The sequence below is a fragment of the Paraburkholderia sp. genome, from assembly GCF_035948235.1.
In the GTDB taxonomy this organism is placed as follows: Bacteria; Pseudomonadota; Gammaproteobacteria; order Burkholderiales; family Burkholderiaceae; genus Paraburkholderia.
In genome coordinates this window covers 24,420-40,067 of sequence record NZ_DASZJJ010000270.1, presented here as the reverse complement: position 1 = coordinate 40,067, position 15,648 = coordinate 24,420, and the positions used below count along the sequence as shown (strand labels likewise).

14 protein-coding genes are annotated in these 15,648 nt (G+C 62.4%); 9 read left to right on the top strand and 5 right to left on the bottom strand.

What is annotated here, in order from left to right; genetic code table 11:
• Window positions 1–52 precede the first annotated feature (52 nt).
• Window positions 53–1,231 carry a porin gene (locus tag VG320_RS23495; protein ID WP_327202463.1) on the top strand — a complete coding sequence of 393 codons (1,179 nt, stop codon included), beginning with the start codon at window positions 53–55 and terminating at the stop codon, window positions 1,229–1,231.
• Between the two features lie 13 nt (window positions 1,232–1,244).
• Here the strand turns inward: VG320_RS23495 and VG320_RS23490 are convergent, their stop codons facing one another.
• Window positions 1,245–2,144: a LysR substrate-binding domain-containing protein gene (locus VG320_RS23490; protein WP_327202462.1), complete on the bottom strand. Its 900-nt coding sequence runs from the start codon at window positions 2,142–2,144 to the stop codon at window positions 1,245–1,247.
• Between the two features lie 209 nt (window positions 2,145–2,353).
• Here VG320_RS23490 and VG320_RS23485 point away from each other — a divergent pair, with 209 nt between their 5' ends.
• From VG320_RS23485 to VG320_RS23475, 3 genes are read left to right on the top strand one after another with little or no spacing between them, the layout of a single operon-like run.
• Window positions 2,354–3,517: a branched-chain amino acid ABC transporter substrate-binding protein gene (locus VG320_RS23485; protein ID WP_327202461.1), complete on the top strand. Its 1,164-nt coding sequence runs from the start codon at window positions 2,354–2,356 to the stop codon at window positions 3,515–3,517.
• Window positions 3,518–3,534: 17 nt separating this feature from the next.
• A complete protein-coding gene (locus VG320_RS23480) occupies window positions 3,535–4,068 on the top strand; it encodes an L-2-amino-thiazoline-4-carboxylic acid hydrolase (RefSeq protein ID WP_327202460.1) in 534 nt (177 codons plus the stop codon).
• Window positions 4,061–5,314 (top strand): Zn-dependent hydrolase, encoded by a 1,254-nt coding sequence (locus VG320_RS23475; protein WP_327202459.1) that lies wholly within the window; start codon window positions 4,061–4,063, stop codon window positions 5,312–5,314. The genes VG320_RS23480 and VG320_RS23475 overlap by 8 nt, the downstream gene beginning before the upstream one ends.
• A gap of 8 nt (window positions 5,315–5,322) precedes the next feature.
• On the opposite strand, the gene VG320_RS23470 is transcribed toward VG320_RS23475, so the two are convergent.
• A complete protein-coding gene (locus tag VG320_RS23470) occupies window positions 5,323–6,288 on the bottom strand; it encodes a PDR/VanB family oxidoreductase (RefSeq protein ID WP_327202458.1) in 966 nt (321 codons plus the stop codon).
• Window positions 6,288–7,322, bottom strand: a complete 1,035-nt coding sequence (locus VG320_RS23465) for an aromatic ring-hydroxylating dioxygenase subunit alpha (RefSeq protein WP_327202457.1) — start codon at window positions 7,320–7,322, stop codon at window positions 6,288–6,290. The genes VG320_RS23470 and VG320_RS23465 overlap by 1 nt, the downstream gene beginning before the upstream one ends.
• 157 nt (window positions 7,323–7,479) lie before the next feature.
• Here VG320_RS23465 and VG320_RS23460 point away from each other — a divergent pair, with 157 nt between their 5' ends.
• Window positions 7,480–7,983: a MarR family winged helix-turn-helix transcriptional regulator gene (locus tag VG320_RS23460; protein ID WP_327202456.1), complete on the top strand. Its 504-nt coding sequence runs from the start codon at window positions 7,480–7,482 to the stop codon at window positions 7,981–7,983.
• Here the strand turns inward: VG320_RS23460 and VG320_RS23455 are convergent.
• Window positions 7,980–9,002 (bottom strand): aromatic ring-hydroxylating dioxygenase subunit alpha, encoded by a 1,023-nt coding sequence (locus tag VG320_RS23455; protein ID WP_327202455.1) that lies wholly within the window; start codon window positions 9,000–9,002, stop codon window positions 7,980–7,982. The two genes, VG320_RS23460 and VG320_RS23455, sit on opposite strands and share 4 nt — an antisense overlap.
• Before the next feature lie 237 nt (window positions 9,003–9,239).
• Here VG320_RS23455 and VG320_RS23450 point away from each other — a divergent pair, with 237 nt between their 5' ends.
• The 4 genes from VG320_RS23450 (at window position 9,240) to VG320_RS23435 (ending at window position 15,123) form a co-directional block, all read left to right on the top strand.
• A complete protein-coding gene (locus VG320_RS23450) occupies window positions 9,240–9,758 on the top strand; it encodes a MarR family transcriptional regulator (RefSeq protein ID WP_327202454.1) in 519 nt (172 codons plus the stop codon).
• A gap of 400 nt (window positions 9,759–10,158) precedes the next feature.
• The gene (locus VG320_RS23445; RefSeq protein WP_327202453.1) at window positions 10,159–11,439 is read left to right on the top strand and encodes an MFS transporter; all 1,281 of its coding nucleotides are present in this window, start codon (window positions 10,159–10,161) and stop codon (window positions 11,437–11,439) included.
• Window positions 11,440–11,480: 41 nt separating this feature from the next.
• Entirely contained in the window at window positions 11,481–12,677 is a 1,197-nt protein-coding gene (locus VG320_RS23440) for a porin (protein WP_327202452.1), read from the top strand.
• Between the two features lie 31 nt (window positions 12,678–12,708).
• On the top strand, window positions 12,709–15,123 hold the full coding sequence (locus tag VG320_RS23435) for a glycoside hydrolase family 31 protein (protein ID WP_327202451.1): 2,415 nt from the start codon (window positions 12,709–12,711) through the stop codon (window positions 15,121–15,123).
• 7 nt (window positions 15,124–15,130) lie between these two features.
• Here the strand turns inward: VG320_RS23435 and VG320_RS23430 are convergent, their stop codons facing one another.
• Entirely contained in the window at window positions 15,131–15,634 is a 504-nt protein-coding gene (locus VG320_RS23430) for a molybdopterin-dependent oxidoreductase (protein WP_327202450.1), read from the bottom strand.
• Window positions 15,635–15,648 lie beyond the last annotated feature (14 nt).

Genomic DNA, 15,648 nt, shown 5'->3' with positions numbered 1-15,648 from the left:
TGCATCGCGTGGTGTCTGCGCGCGGCCCGAACGCCTGCAAGACCGCCACATGATGAACAGGAAAGTCCTCACCACCTGTGCCGCGAGCCTCTGCGGCCTGAGCGCGGGTGTCGCTCACGCGCAAAGCAGTGTCACGCTCTATGGCCTTGTTGATACTTCGATATCCTATGTAAATAATCAACGTACCAACGGCGCGGGTTCATCAGGCAGCGGCAACGTGTCGATGAATAGCGGCAATCTCAGCGCGTCGCGCTGGGGACTGCGTGGCAGCGAAGATCTGGGCGGCGGTGCGTCGGCCATTTTCATGCTGGAAAGCGGCTTTTCGTCGGTCAATGGCAAGACCAGCAACGGCGGCAATCTGTTTGGCCGTCAAGCCTACGTGGGTTTGCGCGCGAACGGCTACGGCACGTTCACGATGGGCCGCCAGTACGACTTCATCCTCACCTTTGTTACGCCGCTGGGCGCAGCGGGTTCGGGATGGGGCGGCAATCTGGCGATGCATCCCTACGACAACGACGATTCGATCCAGAACATCCGCATCAACAACGCCGTGCGCTACACGAGCGAGACGTATCGCGGCTTCACAGCGGGCGCGATGTACGGCTTCTCGAACACGCCGGGCAGTTTCGGCAACAACGCGGCATACAGCGCGGGTCTTTCCTACGCGAATGGCCCATTCAAGGCCGGAGCCGCTTTCCTCAAGATCAATCGCGATCGTCACGTCGCCAACCCGGACGGCGCGGTGAGCACGACCGACGGCTCTGCGACCGTCACGGGCGGCGATCAACTGATCGTGGCCGTGGGCGCGCGCTACGCGTTTGGCCCGCATTCGGTTGGCGTGAGCTGGACCCATTCGGCCACCGACGACGTCACGGGTCTTTATCAGGGCGGTAAGATTGCCTCGCTCAAGGGCAATTCGCTGATCTTCGACAATTCCTCGATCGATGGCCGCTACGCCGTCACGCCCTCGCTGTACGTGTCGGCAGCCTACACGTACACGCAGGCGCGTTTCGATGCGGGCGCGGGTTCCGCACGACCCAAATGGAACCAGGTGGTCGCGCAGGTCGACAAGCAGGTCACGCCGCGCACCGACCTCTATCTGGAAGGCGTGTATCAAAGCGTGAGCGGCGGGCGTAATGCCGCCGCATTCGATGCGTCGGTCTATACGCTCACGCCGTCGTCGAACAGCAATCAGGTGGTGGTGGCGCTGGGCATGCGGCATCGCTTCTGATTGACGCCCTCCCTCAAGCCCCCTTCGCCGACTCCAGCAGCCACTGCGCGAGCCGCTGCGCGCCGTCGGGCATTTCCGCGTCGGCGCGCCAGCAGAGATAGTAGTGACGCCCATCGTCCAGCTCGTGGTCGAACAGCTTGCGCAACGCACCCGAGGCCAGTTCGCGCGAGATCAGCGGCGCGCGCAGCAGGGCCGCGCCCAGATCGGCCATGGCAGCGCTCAAGGTCAACTGGCCGTCTTCGAAGAGCGGGCCTTCGGTGCGCGTGACGTGGCGCACGCCCGCGCTTTGCAGCCAGTTCGCCCATGTGCTGCGATCCTCGTCGTGCACGAGCGGCACGCCCGCGAGATCGGCGGGCTTGCGCAGCGGACCATGGCGCCGTTCGAAGCGCGGCGTGCACACGGGCACCATCGCGCCCGAAAGCAGCGGCGTGCTCGTATAACCGACCCAGTCGCCGGTGCCGAAGCGGATCGACAGATCGGCGGCGTCGCTGCGGTAATTGCGGTGATTCGCGTAGAGCACCGTCACGTCCACATCGTCGTTGTCCGCCAGGAAGTCGTGCAGGCGCGGAATGAACCAGCCGATGCCGAACAGCGGAATCAGACTGACTGTGATCTGGCGGCGCGACGATCGCTCGCGCACAAAGCCCGTCGCGCTGCGCAACACCGAAAACGCCGCGCTGATCGAGCGATAGTAATCGCGTCCCTCGTCAGTGAGCACCAGCGAGCGGCCGCTGCGCACGGTCAGCGGCGTTTGCACGAACGATTCGAGCAGTTGCAACTGATGACTCACGGCCGAAGGCGTGATCTCCAGTTCGCGCGCTGCCGCGACGACCGAGCCGTGTCGCGCGAAAGCCTCGAAGGCGCGCACCGCGCGCAACGGCGGATCGTCGGCGATATGCTGAATTTTATTCATGTGTCGAATTATATCGAACGTCGTCTATCCTGAGTTGGTCACCATTTAATACGATAAATCAACGATTTGCAGAGTATTGTGGTGTCCGGGAATAATGATCGAACTAAAGATAATTTAGGCGGTTTGGCATCAAACCGTAATCTTTTTCATTATTCGAAGGCGGTACGTTATGCGCCTTCACAGTCCCCACATCGCACGCGTAACCACACATGAAAAAGAAAACCCTGTTGTTGCCGATCGCCGCGCTGGCCGCGACGCTCTTCGCGGGCGCCGCGCGCGCACAGAATGAACAGGTCGTCCTGATTGGCCTGGCCGCGCCGCTCACCGGCGGTTCCGCGCGTATCGGCAAGGATCTGGAAAACGGCGCGCAGCTCGCCATCGACGATGCCAATGCGAAGCATCCGCTCATCGGCGGCAAGCCTGTGCTCTACAAGCTCGCGAGCGCCGACGATCAATCGGACCCGCGCACGGCGGTGACGGTGGCGCAGCAACTCGTCGACCGACATGTGGTGGGGGTGGTGGGGCACTGGAACACCGGTTGCAGCGTGCCGGCCGCGCGTGTCTATCACGACGCGGGCATCGCGCAGATCGCGCCGGCCTCGACCGGGCATCAATACACGCTGCAGGGTTTCGACACGTCGTTTCGCATCATGGGCCATGACGACGACGGCGGCGCCTACACGGGCGCCTATGCGGTGAAGACGCTCAAGGCGCAGCGCATCGTGGTGATCGACGATCAGACCGCGTTTGGCGCGGGACTGGCGAACCAGTTCATCAAGGGCGTGCAGGCCAACGGCGGCGCGGTGATCGATCATCAATACGTGAGCGACAAGACCATCGACTTCAGCGGCGTGCTCACCGAAATCAAGGGCAAGCGGCCCGATCTGGTTTTCCTCGGCGGCATTGATGTTGAAGCGGCACCGCTCGTGCGCCGCATGCGTCAATTGCACATTCAGGCGCCGTTGATGGGCGCGGGTGGTTTCGTCAGCCAGACTTTCCTGACGCTCGCGGGACCGGCGGGTGAGGGCGTGACGGCACTCGAACCGGGCCGTCCGCTCGATCGCATGCCGGGTGGTCCCGCGTTCGACGCGCAGTATCGCGCGCGCTGGCATGCGCCCATCGAGTTGCATGCGCCGTTCGCATACGATGCGGCCGCAACCATTATTGCCGCCACGCAGCAGGCCAATTCGACCGATCCGAAGAAGATCGTTGCTACGTTGCATGCGATTCGCCGCGACGGCGTGACGGGCACCATCGCCTTCGATGCGCAGGGCAATCTCAAGGACCCGGCCTACACGATCTATCAGGTGCGAGGCGGCAAGTGGGCCGTGGTGGATGTGCTCGGCGGCGGCGCGAAAGCCGCTGTGAAATGAGGATTGAGGAGTTGACCATGACACAGCATGATAAGCAATCCCAGGAAAATGAAGGCGTGAACGGTGTGACGCTCGGCATCCTGGAGCGCCGCCGTATCGAAGCCGAAATCATCAAGCCGATCTATGAGATCTTGAAACGCGATTTCGGCGCGGAGCGCGCCCAGGCCGTGATCGCCGAGGCCGTGCGCGGCGCGGCCGTCGAAGCGGGACGCGAATTCGCGGCGCGCGAGCCCAACGGCACGAGCATCGCCTCGTTCGTAGCGCTCCAGGTGCTTTGGGAAAAGGACGATGCGCTCGACGTCGAGACGCTGCGCGCCGACGCCGATGGCTACGACTACAACGTGCATCGCTGCAGTTACGCCGAGATGTATCACGCGATGGGGCTGGGCGAGATCGGCCATTTGCTGAGTTGCGCGCGCGACAGCGAGTTCATTGCGGGATACGATCCGCGCGTCGAACTCACGCGTACCAGCACGATCATGCAGGGCGGCAAGCGCTGCGATTTCCGCTATCGGATGCGTGACGAACGTGCGGAGAAAGCCAATGGCTGAACAAGACCTCAAGCGTCTCGCGGCGTTGCGCGTGAATGGCGCGCGCCTGTGGGATTCGCTCGAACGCATGGCGCAGATCGGCGCGACGGAAAAAGGCGGCGTTTGCCGGCTCGCGCTGACTGAACTTGATCGGCAAGGGCGCGATCTGTTCGTGCAGTGGGCGCGCGAAGCGGGTTGTACGATCCGCGTCGATCGCATGGGCAACATCTTCGCGCGGCGCGCAGGCACCAACCCGGACGCCGCGCCCGTGCTGACCGGCTCGCATGCCGATACGCAGCCCACGGGCGGCCGCTACGACGGCATTTACGGCGTGCTGGGCGGTCTCGAAGTCGTACGCGCGCTCAACGACGCGGGCATCGAGACCGGGCATCCGGTCGAAGTGGTGATCTGGACCAACGAGGAAGGCTCGCGCTTCGCACCGGCGATGATCGCCTCGGGTGTCTATGCGGGCGTGTATCCGCTCGAATACGGCTTGTCGCGCACCGATGCGTCGGGCACGACTATCGGCGAAGCGCTGGCGCACATCGGCTATGCAGGCGACGAACCGGTGGGCGGCACGCCCATCCACGCGGCCTACGAATTGCATATCGAGCAGGGCGCGATTCTGGAGCGCAGCGGCAAGACGATTGGCGTCGTCACGGCGGGGCAGGGACAGCGCTGGTACGAAATCGAACTCGAAGGCGTGGACGCACACGCGGGCACGACGCCGATGGACTTGCGTCGCGATGCGCTGGTGGGCGCGGCACGCATGATCGCGTTCGTGGAAGCGCTCGGGCGCAGTTATGCGCCGCATGGGCGCGCCACGGTCGGCATGATAGAAGCAAGGCCGAACTCGCGCAACACCGTGCCGGGACGCTGCTTTTTCACGGTCGAATTCCGTCATCCGGAGTCCGAAGTGTTGGCGCAGATGGATGCGCAGCTTCGTGCCGAACTGGCGCGCGTGGCGCAGGACGCGCAGCTTGGCCACAAGATCGAGCAGATTTTCAATTACGCGCCGGTGCCGTTCGCGCCGGAGTGTATTGAAGCGGTGCGCCGCGCCGCGGACGATCTCGGCCTGCCGAATGCCGAAATCGTCTCGGGCGCGGGTCACGATGCCTGCTATCTCGCGCGCGTCGCGCCCACGGGCATGATTTTCATTCCGTGCGTCGATGGCCTGAGCCACAACGAAGGCGAAGCGATCACGCCCGAATGGGCCGAAGCGGGTGCGAACGTGCTGCTGCATGCGATGCTGGCAAGCAGCCTTTGAAACCACGGCTAAAGATCGAGCACGAGCAACGGCGTGAGCGAGCGCGAGCAGCAGGGCAGGAACTGATCGCCAGCGGCTTTTTCCTCTTCGGTTAGATAGGCGTCGCGATGATCGGGCTGGCCCTCTATCACGCGCGTGAGGCAGGTGCCGCACACGCCTTGCTCGCAGGAGGTCAGCACCTCCACACCATTGGACGCGAGCGCTTCGATGACGGTGCAGCCCGCCGGGACGTCGATGGTCGCGCCGCTGCTGGCGATGCGGACTTTAAATGCCGCATCGGCAGCCGACTTTTGGACTGCTGCGCCAAAAAACTCGTAGTGAAGGCGATCTTCGTCCCACTGTTGCCGGCGTGCTTCGGCAAGCACGGCATCCATGAAGCCGCGCGGCCCGCAGACATATAAATGGCTACCGGACGGCGCATTCGCCAGCGTGGCCGCGATATCGAAATGCTGCGCCGGCGCTTCGTCGTCGAAATGGAACGTGGTGCGCTCGCTGAATGGCGACGCAGCAATGCGCGAGACGAAGGCCGTACGCTCGCGGGATCGCGTGCAATAGTGAAGGTCGAAAGCTTCACCGGCGTGATATAGGCGCTCCGCCATGCACAAAACAGGCGTAATGCCGATGCCGCCCGCGATCAGTAGATGGTGAGGCGCGCCGTGCGCCAGCGGAAAGTGATTGCGCGGCGCACTGATCTTCAGCACGTCGCCTTGTTCGACCTCATCGTGAATTGCGCGCGAGCCGCCCCGGCCGTTTCCATCGCGTAGCACCGCGATGTGATAGCGCTGTGTGCTGGCGGGATCGTTGCACAGCGAGTATTGACGAATCAGGCCGCCGGGCAGATGCACATCGATATGCGCTCCCGCGCTGAACGCTGGCAACGCGCTTCCGTCCGCACTGACGAATTCAAATGCATAGATATCCTGAGCTTCCTGCCACTTGCGGGAAACCGTTGCTTTGAGGAGAGCGTCAGACATCATGCCTCCACGTTCTCAGCGGCAAGCAGCCGGTCGATGACCTTACGCGACAGCACACCGCCGGCATCGATATTCAGCTTGAGCAGTTTGCGCTGCGGCCACGCTTCCAGATTGCGCTGCTGGCGCTCCAGCATTTCCAGATCTTCTGAGAAAATCTTGCCCTGGCCTTCGCGAATCTGCGCGGTAAGCGCCGCATTGTCAGGCTGGAAATTACGCGCCATGCCCCAGAAATACCAGATCGACGACTCCGTTTCCGGCGTGATGAAATCTACCACGATCGACGAAGCCTTGTATTGCGCGGGTGCGTGATAGCCGCCGTGTCCCGCGTGCGCCACGCCCACTTCGATCATGACGTGGCTCGGCGGCGAGAAGCGGCAGATCTGCCAGCGGTCGACCGGCACGTCGTCGGCCAGACCGTTGCCGCGCAGCGCCATGCGCCAGAACGGCGGTGCCATGACGTTCTCCATGAAGCGGCTCGTCACGACTTCGTCGCCTTCGCTGGTGGTTTTGGGCGGCGCTTCGTCGATTTCCTTCTGGCCGATGCTGCTCGCGTGCACGTAGGTTTCGTGCGTGAGGTCCATCAGGTTATCGATCATGAGGCGGTAGTCGCAGCCGATGTGATAGAGGCCGCCGCCATACGCCCACGCGGGATCTTCGGCCCACGGCAGCGGATGCAATGCGGCGGGGTCGGCTGCGGCTGCGTCGCCCGGCCAGACCCAGATGAAGCCGTAGCGCTCGATCACGGGAAAGCTGCGCACCGCCGGAAAGCCGTTCACGCGCTGGCCGGGCATGCCCGTGGCCTTGCCGTGACAGCCCATTTCCAGGCCGTGGTAGCCGCATACGAGCGTGCCGTCGCGCACGAAGCCCAGAGAGAGTGGTGCGCCGCGATGCGGGCAGAAGTCCTCCAGCGCCGCGACCTTGCCTTCGGCAGCGCGATAAAAGACCATCGCTTCGCCGCAGATTGTGCGGCCCAGCGGCTTCTGCGCAATTTCATCGGGCGTGCACGCCACGTACCATGCGTTCTTGAGAAACACCTTGCGTCTCCTTGGGGATGAGTTTGTCTTCGCGCCGTGAATGGTCAATCGATCATTCCGTACACTGAATGACATTCAGTGTACTTACCGATTTACTCTCCGACAAGCGCTGCGGTATGCTGGTTTTCCCCTAACGAATTCGCAGGACGCTTTTTTCATGGCAACAATTGAGGCAGGCCGCGCGCACACGCTCGATCTGTACGACGACGCGGGCCACCTGATCCGCCGCGCGCATCAGATTGCGGTGGCGCTGTTCCTGGAGAAGATGGGGCGCGACGTGACGCCTGTGCAGTACGCCGTGCTGCGCATGCTGCACGAGGCGCCGGGCCTCGACCAGGTGACGTTGGCGCAGCGCGTGGCGCTCGATACGTCGACGACTGCGGAACTGGCCGCGCGTCTGGAAGCGAAAGGCTGGATCGTGCGCGAAATGCTGGCGCGGCGTCAGCGGCGACTTTCGCTCACGCCGGCAGGTGAAGCGTTGCTGATGGAACTGACGCCATCGGTGCAGTCGATGCACGCGGGTCTGTTCGAAGGCATGGACGACGCCGAGGCGAGCCAGTTGATTCGCCTCCTGCGCAAGTTCGTCGATCTCAACAACGAGCAGAGCCACGCGCCATTACGGCGGCATGGCGAGGCCGCCATGCAACGTCGTCCGGATTAGCCCGGCGGCGCAGTCAGACCAGCGATAATGCGCCGCGCGCGATTCGCACCGACATCGACATGAATGTCGATTTGCGGACCTGCGCCAAAACGCAGTTGATTGCGATACTGAGCCTCGATCACCACCTTGTCCTCTTCGAAAGTCAGCGCTGTTTGCTCGAATACCTGATCCATGTTGCTGCCACCGTCGGGGCGCCGGTTGGTCGACATGGTCCAGAAGTAGTGCGTCGTCGTATCCGTTTCCGGCGTCACGCCATGCAGCCCGCGCATATGGAAGCCACCGCGCGCGGGGTCGTCGAGCGATTCGGTATCGGCGTCCACTGCGCCAGTCCAGATGCGCAGATGGTTCACTTCGAATTCGATTTCCTGCCAGCGGTCGATGCGGTCCGCAAAGGGCCACGCGGCGGCGTAGGTTGCGGGCGGCTTCGACTGACGCATATGGCGCACGACGCGTACGCTATGGTCTGCGCTTTCGACGCGCATTTGCGCCTGCATATGCGTCGAAGGATCGCCGCCGATCGTGCGCAGATGCACATAGCCCAGGTGGCTCAAATCGAGCAGATTGTCGTGAATGAGCTGCCAGGGCGCGTCGTAGTGATAGACATCGCCGCGGAATTCGTAGCGCGCGTCGGCATGCCAGGGGTAGTCCGGCGGGGCCTGCAGCGGCTCGGGATGATCGGCATCGCCGAACCAGACCCAGAGAATCTGATCTTTTTCGACCAGCGTATACGCCGGCACGCGGCATTTGCCGGGAATCCTGTCTTGCCCTGGAATCTCCACGCAGGCACCGTCAGGGCCGAACAGCAGGCCGTGATAACCGCAACGCAACCCGCGCGCCTCGATTGTGCCGAACGATAACGGCAGCGAGCGATGGCAGCAGCGGTCCTCGAGCGCCGCCGCCTTTCCGTCAGTTGTGCGAAATAGTACGAGAGGACGATTCAACAGCGTTCGGGCAATCGGTCTGGCTTGATCGAGTTCCCAGCCGAACCCGGCGATATACCACTGGTTGAGCGCAAACATGGTGTCTCCCTGTTCTGGGCGATGCGAGGCATCGATATATTCAGCATGCTTAACATCTAACGTTCAGTGTACATAACATATGGGCGACGTGTTTTCAGTGACTTCCCTGGGTTGATCCGTCCAATCGGATTGAATTGGCGGCACATCTGCAGGACATAAACGTCACGGTCGATGCGTTAAAATCCTCCGATCGAGAAACGGATCGCGACGCAGCGCCGTTTGAACAGAGGACATCACATGAGCAGTACGGCATCGCGGCCAGCGACACGGGCGCGCAAGAAGAAAAAAGACGAGTTGTCCACCGACCTCTATGAGCAGCCGGGCCACCTGATTCGCCGTGCCCATCAGATCGCGGTGTCGATGTTCCATACCGTGCTCGGACCTGACATCACGCCGGTGCAGTACGCCGCGCTGCGCATTCTGCAGGACCATGCGGATATCGATCAGGTGACGCTCGCGCGTTACTGTGCGCTAGACAACTCGACCACGGCGACGCTCGCGGTGCGGCTTGAAGAGAAGGGGCTGATCGAGCGTTTCACGCCGCCCGAGGACAAGCGCGTGCGTCTGCTGCGCCTGAGCGATGGGGGCGCGGCGCTGCTAGAGAGTCTGGTGCCGTCGGTGCATGAGTTGCGCCGCCGCATGATGCAGACGCTCTCCGACGAAGAGCAGGAGACTTTTCTCGCGCTGCTCGCCAAGTTCGTCCACATCAACAACGAGAAGAGCCGCGCGCCGCTGCGCCGCGGCGATACGGACTGACGCGCGCAGCGTGCGTGCGCTTTGATCCGTGACGGCGCCTGGCAGCGGGCGCCGTTTTTTAGTTCTATATCTGCAACTAACAGCCAACTCTGGCAAACCCTCTCAGACGCTGTTTCACGGCGCAGTCCGCTTGCTTGGGCAGGTCAACGCGCGCGCCTCACACCTCTTTGCATTCTTTAAGGATGTCTGACGTCGTATCTAATCTCGATCACCTCTATTTTCGTTTCTGTTCGTTTGTCGGTCTATTTCCTATTGACTGCGTTCGAAAGCGAACATAGCATCGGTCTTCACGCAGCAGACGTACAGCGATGCTTAACGCATTTACGCCAGACGAGTCGATGATTTTTATTGAAAGTCATACGACAACGTAACAGATCAAAACAAGAAGGAGACAGGCGGTATGGAGGCAGTCTCGCAAGGCATCAAAGGATTGCGCTGGTGGATCATCGCGCTGGTTTGCATCGGCACGATCATGAATTACCTCACGCGCAATTCGCTCGGTGTGCTGGCGCCCGAGCTTAAGGGCGAACTCAACATGTCCACGCAGCAGTACTCGTACGTGGTGGGCGCGTTTCAGGTGGGCTATACGATCATGCAGCCGGTGTGCGGCATCATCGTGGATCTGATCGGGCTGCGGCTCGGCTTCGCGCTGTTCGCGGCGCTCTGGTCCGCGACCGGCGTGTTGCACGGATTCGCCACGGGATGGACTTCGCTTGGCATGATGCGTGGGCTGCTCGGCGTGTTCGAGGCAGCGGCCATTCCCTCTGGCATGAAGGCGGTGGCCGAATGGTTTCCCGACCGGCAGAAGTCCGTCGCTGTAGGGTATTTCAACGCAGGCACGTCGCTGGGTGCCTTGCTCGCGCCGCCGCTAGTGGTCTTTCTCTCGCTGCGCTATGGCTGGCAGTCGGCGTTCGTGGCGACGGGCGCGCTCGGTTTCGTCTGGGCTGCCGTCTGGTACGTGCTCTATCGCTCGCCGTCACAGCATCCGCGTATTTCCGCGCAGGAATTGCATCTGATCGAAAGCGGTCAGGCGCGCGCCGCGCCGGTGAGCCGCCGCCCGATACTCGATATTCTCGGTTCGCGGCGTTTCTGGGCTATCGCGCTGCCGCGCTTTTTTGCTGAGCCGGCGTGGCAAACCTTCAGCTTCTGGATTCCGCTCTATCTTGCCACCGAGCGTCATATGGATCTCAAGCAGATCGCGCTTTTTGCGTGGCTGCCGTTCCTTGCGGCCGATATGGGCGGGATTCTAGGCGGCTATCTTTCGCCCTTTCTCATGCGCTATTTCCGCATGCCCTTGCTTTGGTCGCGCGTCGCGGGCGTGGTACTTGGCGCGTTCATGATGACCGGTCCTGCGTGTATCGGTCTGGTTGCGTCGCCGTATATGGCCATTGCACTGTTTTGCCTCGGCGGCTTTGCGCATCAGATGTTGTCCACGCTCGTCAACACGCTTTCCGCCGATGTCTTCGATCCCGACGAAGTTGCAACGGCCAGTGGCTTTGGCGGCATGGCGGCATGGATCGGAGGGCTGAGCTTTTCGCTGGTGGTGGGGGCGCTGGCCGACAAGGTGGGATTCGGTCCGCTGTTTGCGTGTCTGGGGGCATTTGATTTGATCGGCGCTGGTCTGTTGATTTTGCTGATACGCGGACAGACAAGAGAAGCGCGACGTGCATTGCTCGCTTGATATATATCGGACTCCATATAAATATAAATACTCCAGAACAGATGAAAAATTCACACTTCTCGTATCGCACACATAGCAGCAAGGCGCTCAAAACCCTGATCGTTGCAGGCGCATCAATGGGCGCGCTCGGCGCGCACGCGCAATCTAGCGTCACGCTCTACGGCGTGCTCGACGATTCAATCGCCTACGTCAACAACCAGAAGGGCCATTCCAACGTCTATCTGCGCCAGGGGAATCTGTACGCCTCCAAATTCGGCTTCAAGGGCGCGGAGGACCTGGGCGGCGGCACCAGCGCGATTTTCGACCTTCAGGCAGGCTTCGATCCGAACAACGGAACCGCATCCTCCTCGGGGCTGCTGTTCAATCGTCAGGCTTACGTGGGCCTGCAAAACAAGACGTGGGGCACGCTCACGATGGGCCGCCAGTACACGCCGTACTTCCTGCTGGTCGGCCCGCTCGCCTCCAGCACGTATCTGACGGGTGCAACGGGCGCGCATCCCGGCGATATCGACAGCCTGGATACGACAGTGCGCATCAACAACTCGGTGACGTGGACTTCGCCCACCTGGCAGGGCTTCAGCGCTAGCGCGCTGTATGGCCTGAGCGGCATTCCGGGCAGCGTCGGCGCGGGGCAGACGTGGAGCGGGGCGGTGCGTTACGCGATCGGCGGCGTCAATCTCGCGGCGGGCTTTCTGCGGATGAACAATACCGGCCGTACCGCGGGTTTCGATTCGGGCGCAACCGGCTCGTTCGCGACATCGGCGCTCAATGCGGGTTATCTGTCGGCACGCGCGGTGCAAAACGCAGCGATCGCCGGAACGTGGACGACGGGCGCGCTGACGCTCGGCCTCACCTACACCAACGTCGAATATCTGTCAGGTGGTTATTCGGCGTTTCGCGATACCGCTGTGTTCAACACGTACGCGGCGCTCGCGTCCTGGCGTTTCACGCCGGCGTTCGATGTGGCCGCCGGCTATGCGTGGACGCTGGCCTCGAAGGCCAACGGCGTCTCGAACGCCGCGCGCTATCAGCAGGTCTCGCTCAAACAGGCCTATCACCTCTCCAAACGCACGACGCTTTACGCCTTGCAGGCATGGCAGCACGCCAGCGGGCAGACGCTCGGCTCAAACGGCGCGATTGTCGACGCCGTGCCCGATGTGGGCGACTCGCAGAACTCGACGCCTTCGTCCACACGCTCGCAATTCGTCGGGATGCTGGGCATCGCGACGGTGTTCTAAAAACTACCAGGTAATCCCAAGGAATCGCCAGATGGCATCGCTACTAGATCGTCCATTCTTCTCGCTGGTTGCTGAAGCGGGCAACCGCCTGACGCTACAAAGCGCGCAAGGCGCCACCATTGAAGTCTTCGTGCTCGAAGAGGACATCGTGCGCTTGCGCGTGCTCCCCGACGGCAAGCCGCATGGCCCGTGCACCTGGGCAATCGCGCCCGGCATGGACGATGTGCCGCTGGAAGGCCGCGAGCGGCTCGATCTTTCGGGTTTCGCGCTGCCTCGCTACGTCAGCGAGATTGCTGACGATTGTGTACGCGTAAGCACGTCGAAAATTCGCTTGACGGTGAGGCTCGATGGCGGCTTCTGCTCATGGCAGATTAATAAGGATGGCGAATGGAATGTGGCGCTGGAAGATCGTCCGACCCAGGCCTATAACTTCGGCTGGTGGGACGAGCGCGTCTATCATTACGTGCGGCGCCTGCCTGGCGAGATGTATCTGGGGTTGGGCGAACGCGCAGGCGCGCTCGATCGCGCCAACCAGTCTTTCCGCATGACCAATGTCGATGCGATGGGGTATAGCGCGAAGAGCACGGACCCGCTGTACAAGCACATTCCGTTCTACCTGACGTGGCGTGCGCAGACGCAAACGGGCTTCGGCCTCTTCTACGACACGCTCGCCGACTGCACCTTCGACATGGGTCGCGAGCTGGACAATTATCACGGCCATTATCGTCATTTCGTGGCCGATCACGGCGATCTCGACTATTACTTCATCGCGTCGGCAGGCACGCCGCTCGACGCTGTGCGTCGCTTTACGTGGATGACGGGACGCCCCGCGTTGATGCCGAAGTGGGGCCTAGGCTATTCCGGTTCGACGATGACGTACACCGACGCACCAGACGCGCAAGCTCGCATGAACGAGTTCACCGATCGCTGCGCCGAACACGACATTCTGTGCGATTCGTTTCATCTGTCGTCGGGTTATACGTCGATTGGCGCGAAGCGTTATGTATTCAACTGGAATCGCGAGAAGTTTCCGGATGTCGAAGGCTTCGTTCAGCGCTATCTGGATCACGGCGTCAAGTTGTGCGCCAACATCAAGCCGTGTCTGCTGCGCGATCATCCCGAATTCGAACACGCGCAGCGCGAAGGTCTGCTGATTCGCTCCGCCGACGGCGAACCGGCCTGGGTGCAGTTCTGGGACGAAGTGGGCGCGTATCTGGACTTCACGAATCCGGCGACGGTGACGTGGTGGAAGGCGCGCGTGACCGACGCGCTGCTGCGCCACGGCATTGCATCGACGTGGAACGACAACAACGAATTCGAAATCTGGACGCCTGATGCACTTGCGCACGGCTTCGGCAAGCCGTTCCCCGCGCGCGAGGCGAAGGTATTGCAGACCTTGCTGATGATGCGTGCGTCACGCGATGCCCAGCGCGCCTATGCACCTGAAAAAAGGCCGTTTCTGGTGTCGCGCTCGGGTTGCGTCGGCATGCATCGATACGTGCAGACGTGGTCGGGCGATAACGCCACCTCGTGGGAGACGCTGCGCTACAACCTCAAGATGGGGCTGGGACTGGCACTTTCGGGCGTCTCGAACATCGGCCACGATATCGGCGGCTTTGCGGGGCCTGCGCCTGCGCCGGAGCTGTTTATCCGCTGGGTGCAGTTCGGCGTGTTCATGCCGCGCTTCAGCATTCACTCGTGGAACGACGACGGCACGGTCAACGAGCCGTGGATGTACCCCGAACTCACGCCGCGCATCGCCAGCCTCGTGAAGCTGCGCTATCGGCTGATTCCTTACCTCTATCAATTGCTGCACGACTCCAGCGCGCGTTACGAACCGGTGCTGCGTCCCACCTTCGCGGAGTTTCCGGCGGACCCGCAATGCTATGCCGAATGCGACGACATGATGCTGGGCGCGTCGCTACTCGTGGCACCGGTGGTGGAGGCGGGGCAGATCGAGCGGCAGGTGTATCTGCCAGCGGGTGCGCGCTGGTTCGATTACTGGAGCGGCGAAGTATTCGACGGTGGACAGATCGTGACGCTGCCCGCGCCGTGGGATGCGCCTGTCATGCTGATCCGCGAAGGCGGCGTGATCGCGCTCAACGTCGCGGATCAGCATTTCGCCCAACGCGCCGATCGCCGCGCGTTCATCGTCGCGCCGATGGCAGGTGAGGGCCACGCGAGCGTGCGATACGTCGAGGACGACGGCGAGAGCCAGGCGTGGCGCGATGGCGCTTGCGGCACGTGGCGCATCGCGGTGCATGGCGCAGTGAAAACGCTTTCGATTACGGTTGATCGCGAAGGCGACAAGGCGTTTCTCGCCGATACGATCGAACTGCATCTCCCCGCGCACGAATCGCGGGCGATCGTGCTGGGCGTGGGCCGCATCGTTGCCGATACGCGCAACGGCGGCTGGCGCACGCTGACGGTGGATCTGGGCGGCTGAGCGTGTTTTAGATCGTCATCGCGCGCACGTCGATGCGCGCCAGCCGCTTGACGTGGCGCGGCGCGGGCACGAGGTCCGCGCCCGAAAACAGCAGGGGTGCGCCGTCGGCTTCGGTCAGCGGCGTGCCACCGCATTCGTAGACGACGATCGCCTGCGCGCCCACGGGCGTGTTGAACAGCTCGTGCCAGGTGAAGGGCACGGCGTAACCGTCATGCCCGATCGCGAGAAAGATCATCCGTTTGAACTCGCCGTGGACCTCGCAATGCAGCCCGGCGTGCTCGATCAGATCGGTGAGGCGCACGCCCCGATACGGCTCGACGGTGCGAATAAAGCGCTGCGTCGTGTAACAGCGGAGGTCGAAGGGCGCACAGCTCACCGAGGGGAAGGCGCGCAGCGCGTCGAGCGTGAGCGACTGCGGACGCAGCAGGCGGCCCGTGAGCAGCAGCGCGGGCGCCGCAGCGGTTGAAACGTCCGGAGCGGTCTCGGGGGCGGTGGTCTGCGCGATATCCATCGTCGGGTCTCCGG

Excerpts from the sequence above, each read along its gene's own strand:
- VG320_RS23495 (WP_327202463.1), top strand. The coding sequence starts at position 53 with ATGAACAGGAAAGTCCTCACCACCTGTGCCGCGAGCCTCTGCGGCCTG.
- VG320_RS23490 (WP_327202462.1), bottom strand. The coding sequence starts at position 2,144 with ATGAATAAAATTCAGCATATCGCCGACGATCCGCCGTTGCGCGCGGTG.
- VG320_RS23485 (WP_327202461.1), top strand. The coding sequence starts at position 2,354 with ATGAAAAAGAAAACCCTGTTGTTGCCGATCGCCGCGCTGGCCGCGACG.
- VG320_RS23480 (WP_327202460.1), top strand. The coding sequence starts at position 3,535 with ATGACACAGCATGATAAGCAATCCCAGGAAAATGAAGGCGTGAACGGT.
- VG320_RS23475 (WP_327202459.1), top strand. The coding sequence starts at position 4,061 with ATGGCTGAACAAGACCTCAAGCGTCTCGCGGCGTTGCGCGTGAATGGC.
- VG320_RS23470 (WP_327202458.1), bottom strand. The coding sequence starts at position 6,288 with ATGTCTGACGCTCTCCTCAAAGCAACGGTTTCCCGCAAGTGGCAGGAA.
- VG320_RS23460 (WP_327202456.1), top strand. The coding sequence starts at position 7,480 with ATGGCAACAATTGAGGCAGGCCGCGCGCACACGCTCGATCTGTACGAC.
- VG320_RS23455 (WP_327202455.1), bottom strand. The coding sequence starts at position 9,002 with ATGTTTGCGCTCAACCAGTGGTATATCGCCGGGTTCGGCTGGGAACTC.
- VG320_RS23450 (WP_327202454.1), top strand. The coding sequence starts at position 9,240 with ATGAGCAGTACGGCATCGCGGCCAGCGACACGGGCGCGCAAGAAGAAA.
- VG320_RS23445 (WP_327202453.1), top strand. The coding sequence starts at position 10,159 with ATGGAGGCAGTCTCGCAAGGCATCAAAGGATTGCGCTGGTGGATCATC.
- VG320_RS23440 (WP_327202452.1), top strand. The coding sequence starts at position 11,481 with ATGAAAAATTCACACTTCTCGTATCGCACACATAGCAGCAAGGCGCTC.
- VG320_RS23435 (WP_327202451.1), top strand. The coding sequence starts at position 12,709 with ATGGCATCGCTACTAGATCGTCCATTCTTCTCGCTGGTTGCTGAAGCG.
- VG320_RS23430 (WP_327202450.1), bottom strand. The coding sequence starts at position 15,634 with ATGGATATCGCGCAGACCACCGCCCCCGAGACCGCTCCGGACGTTTCA.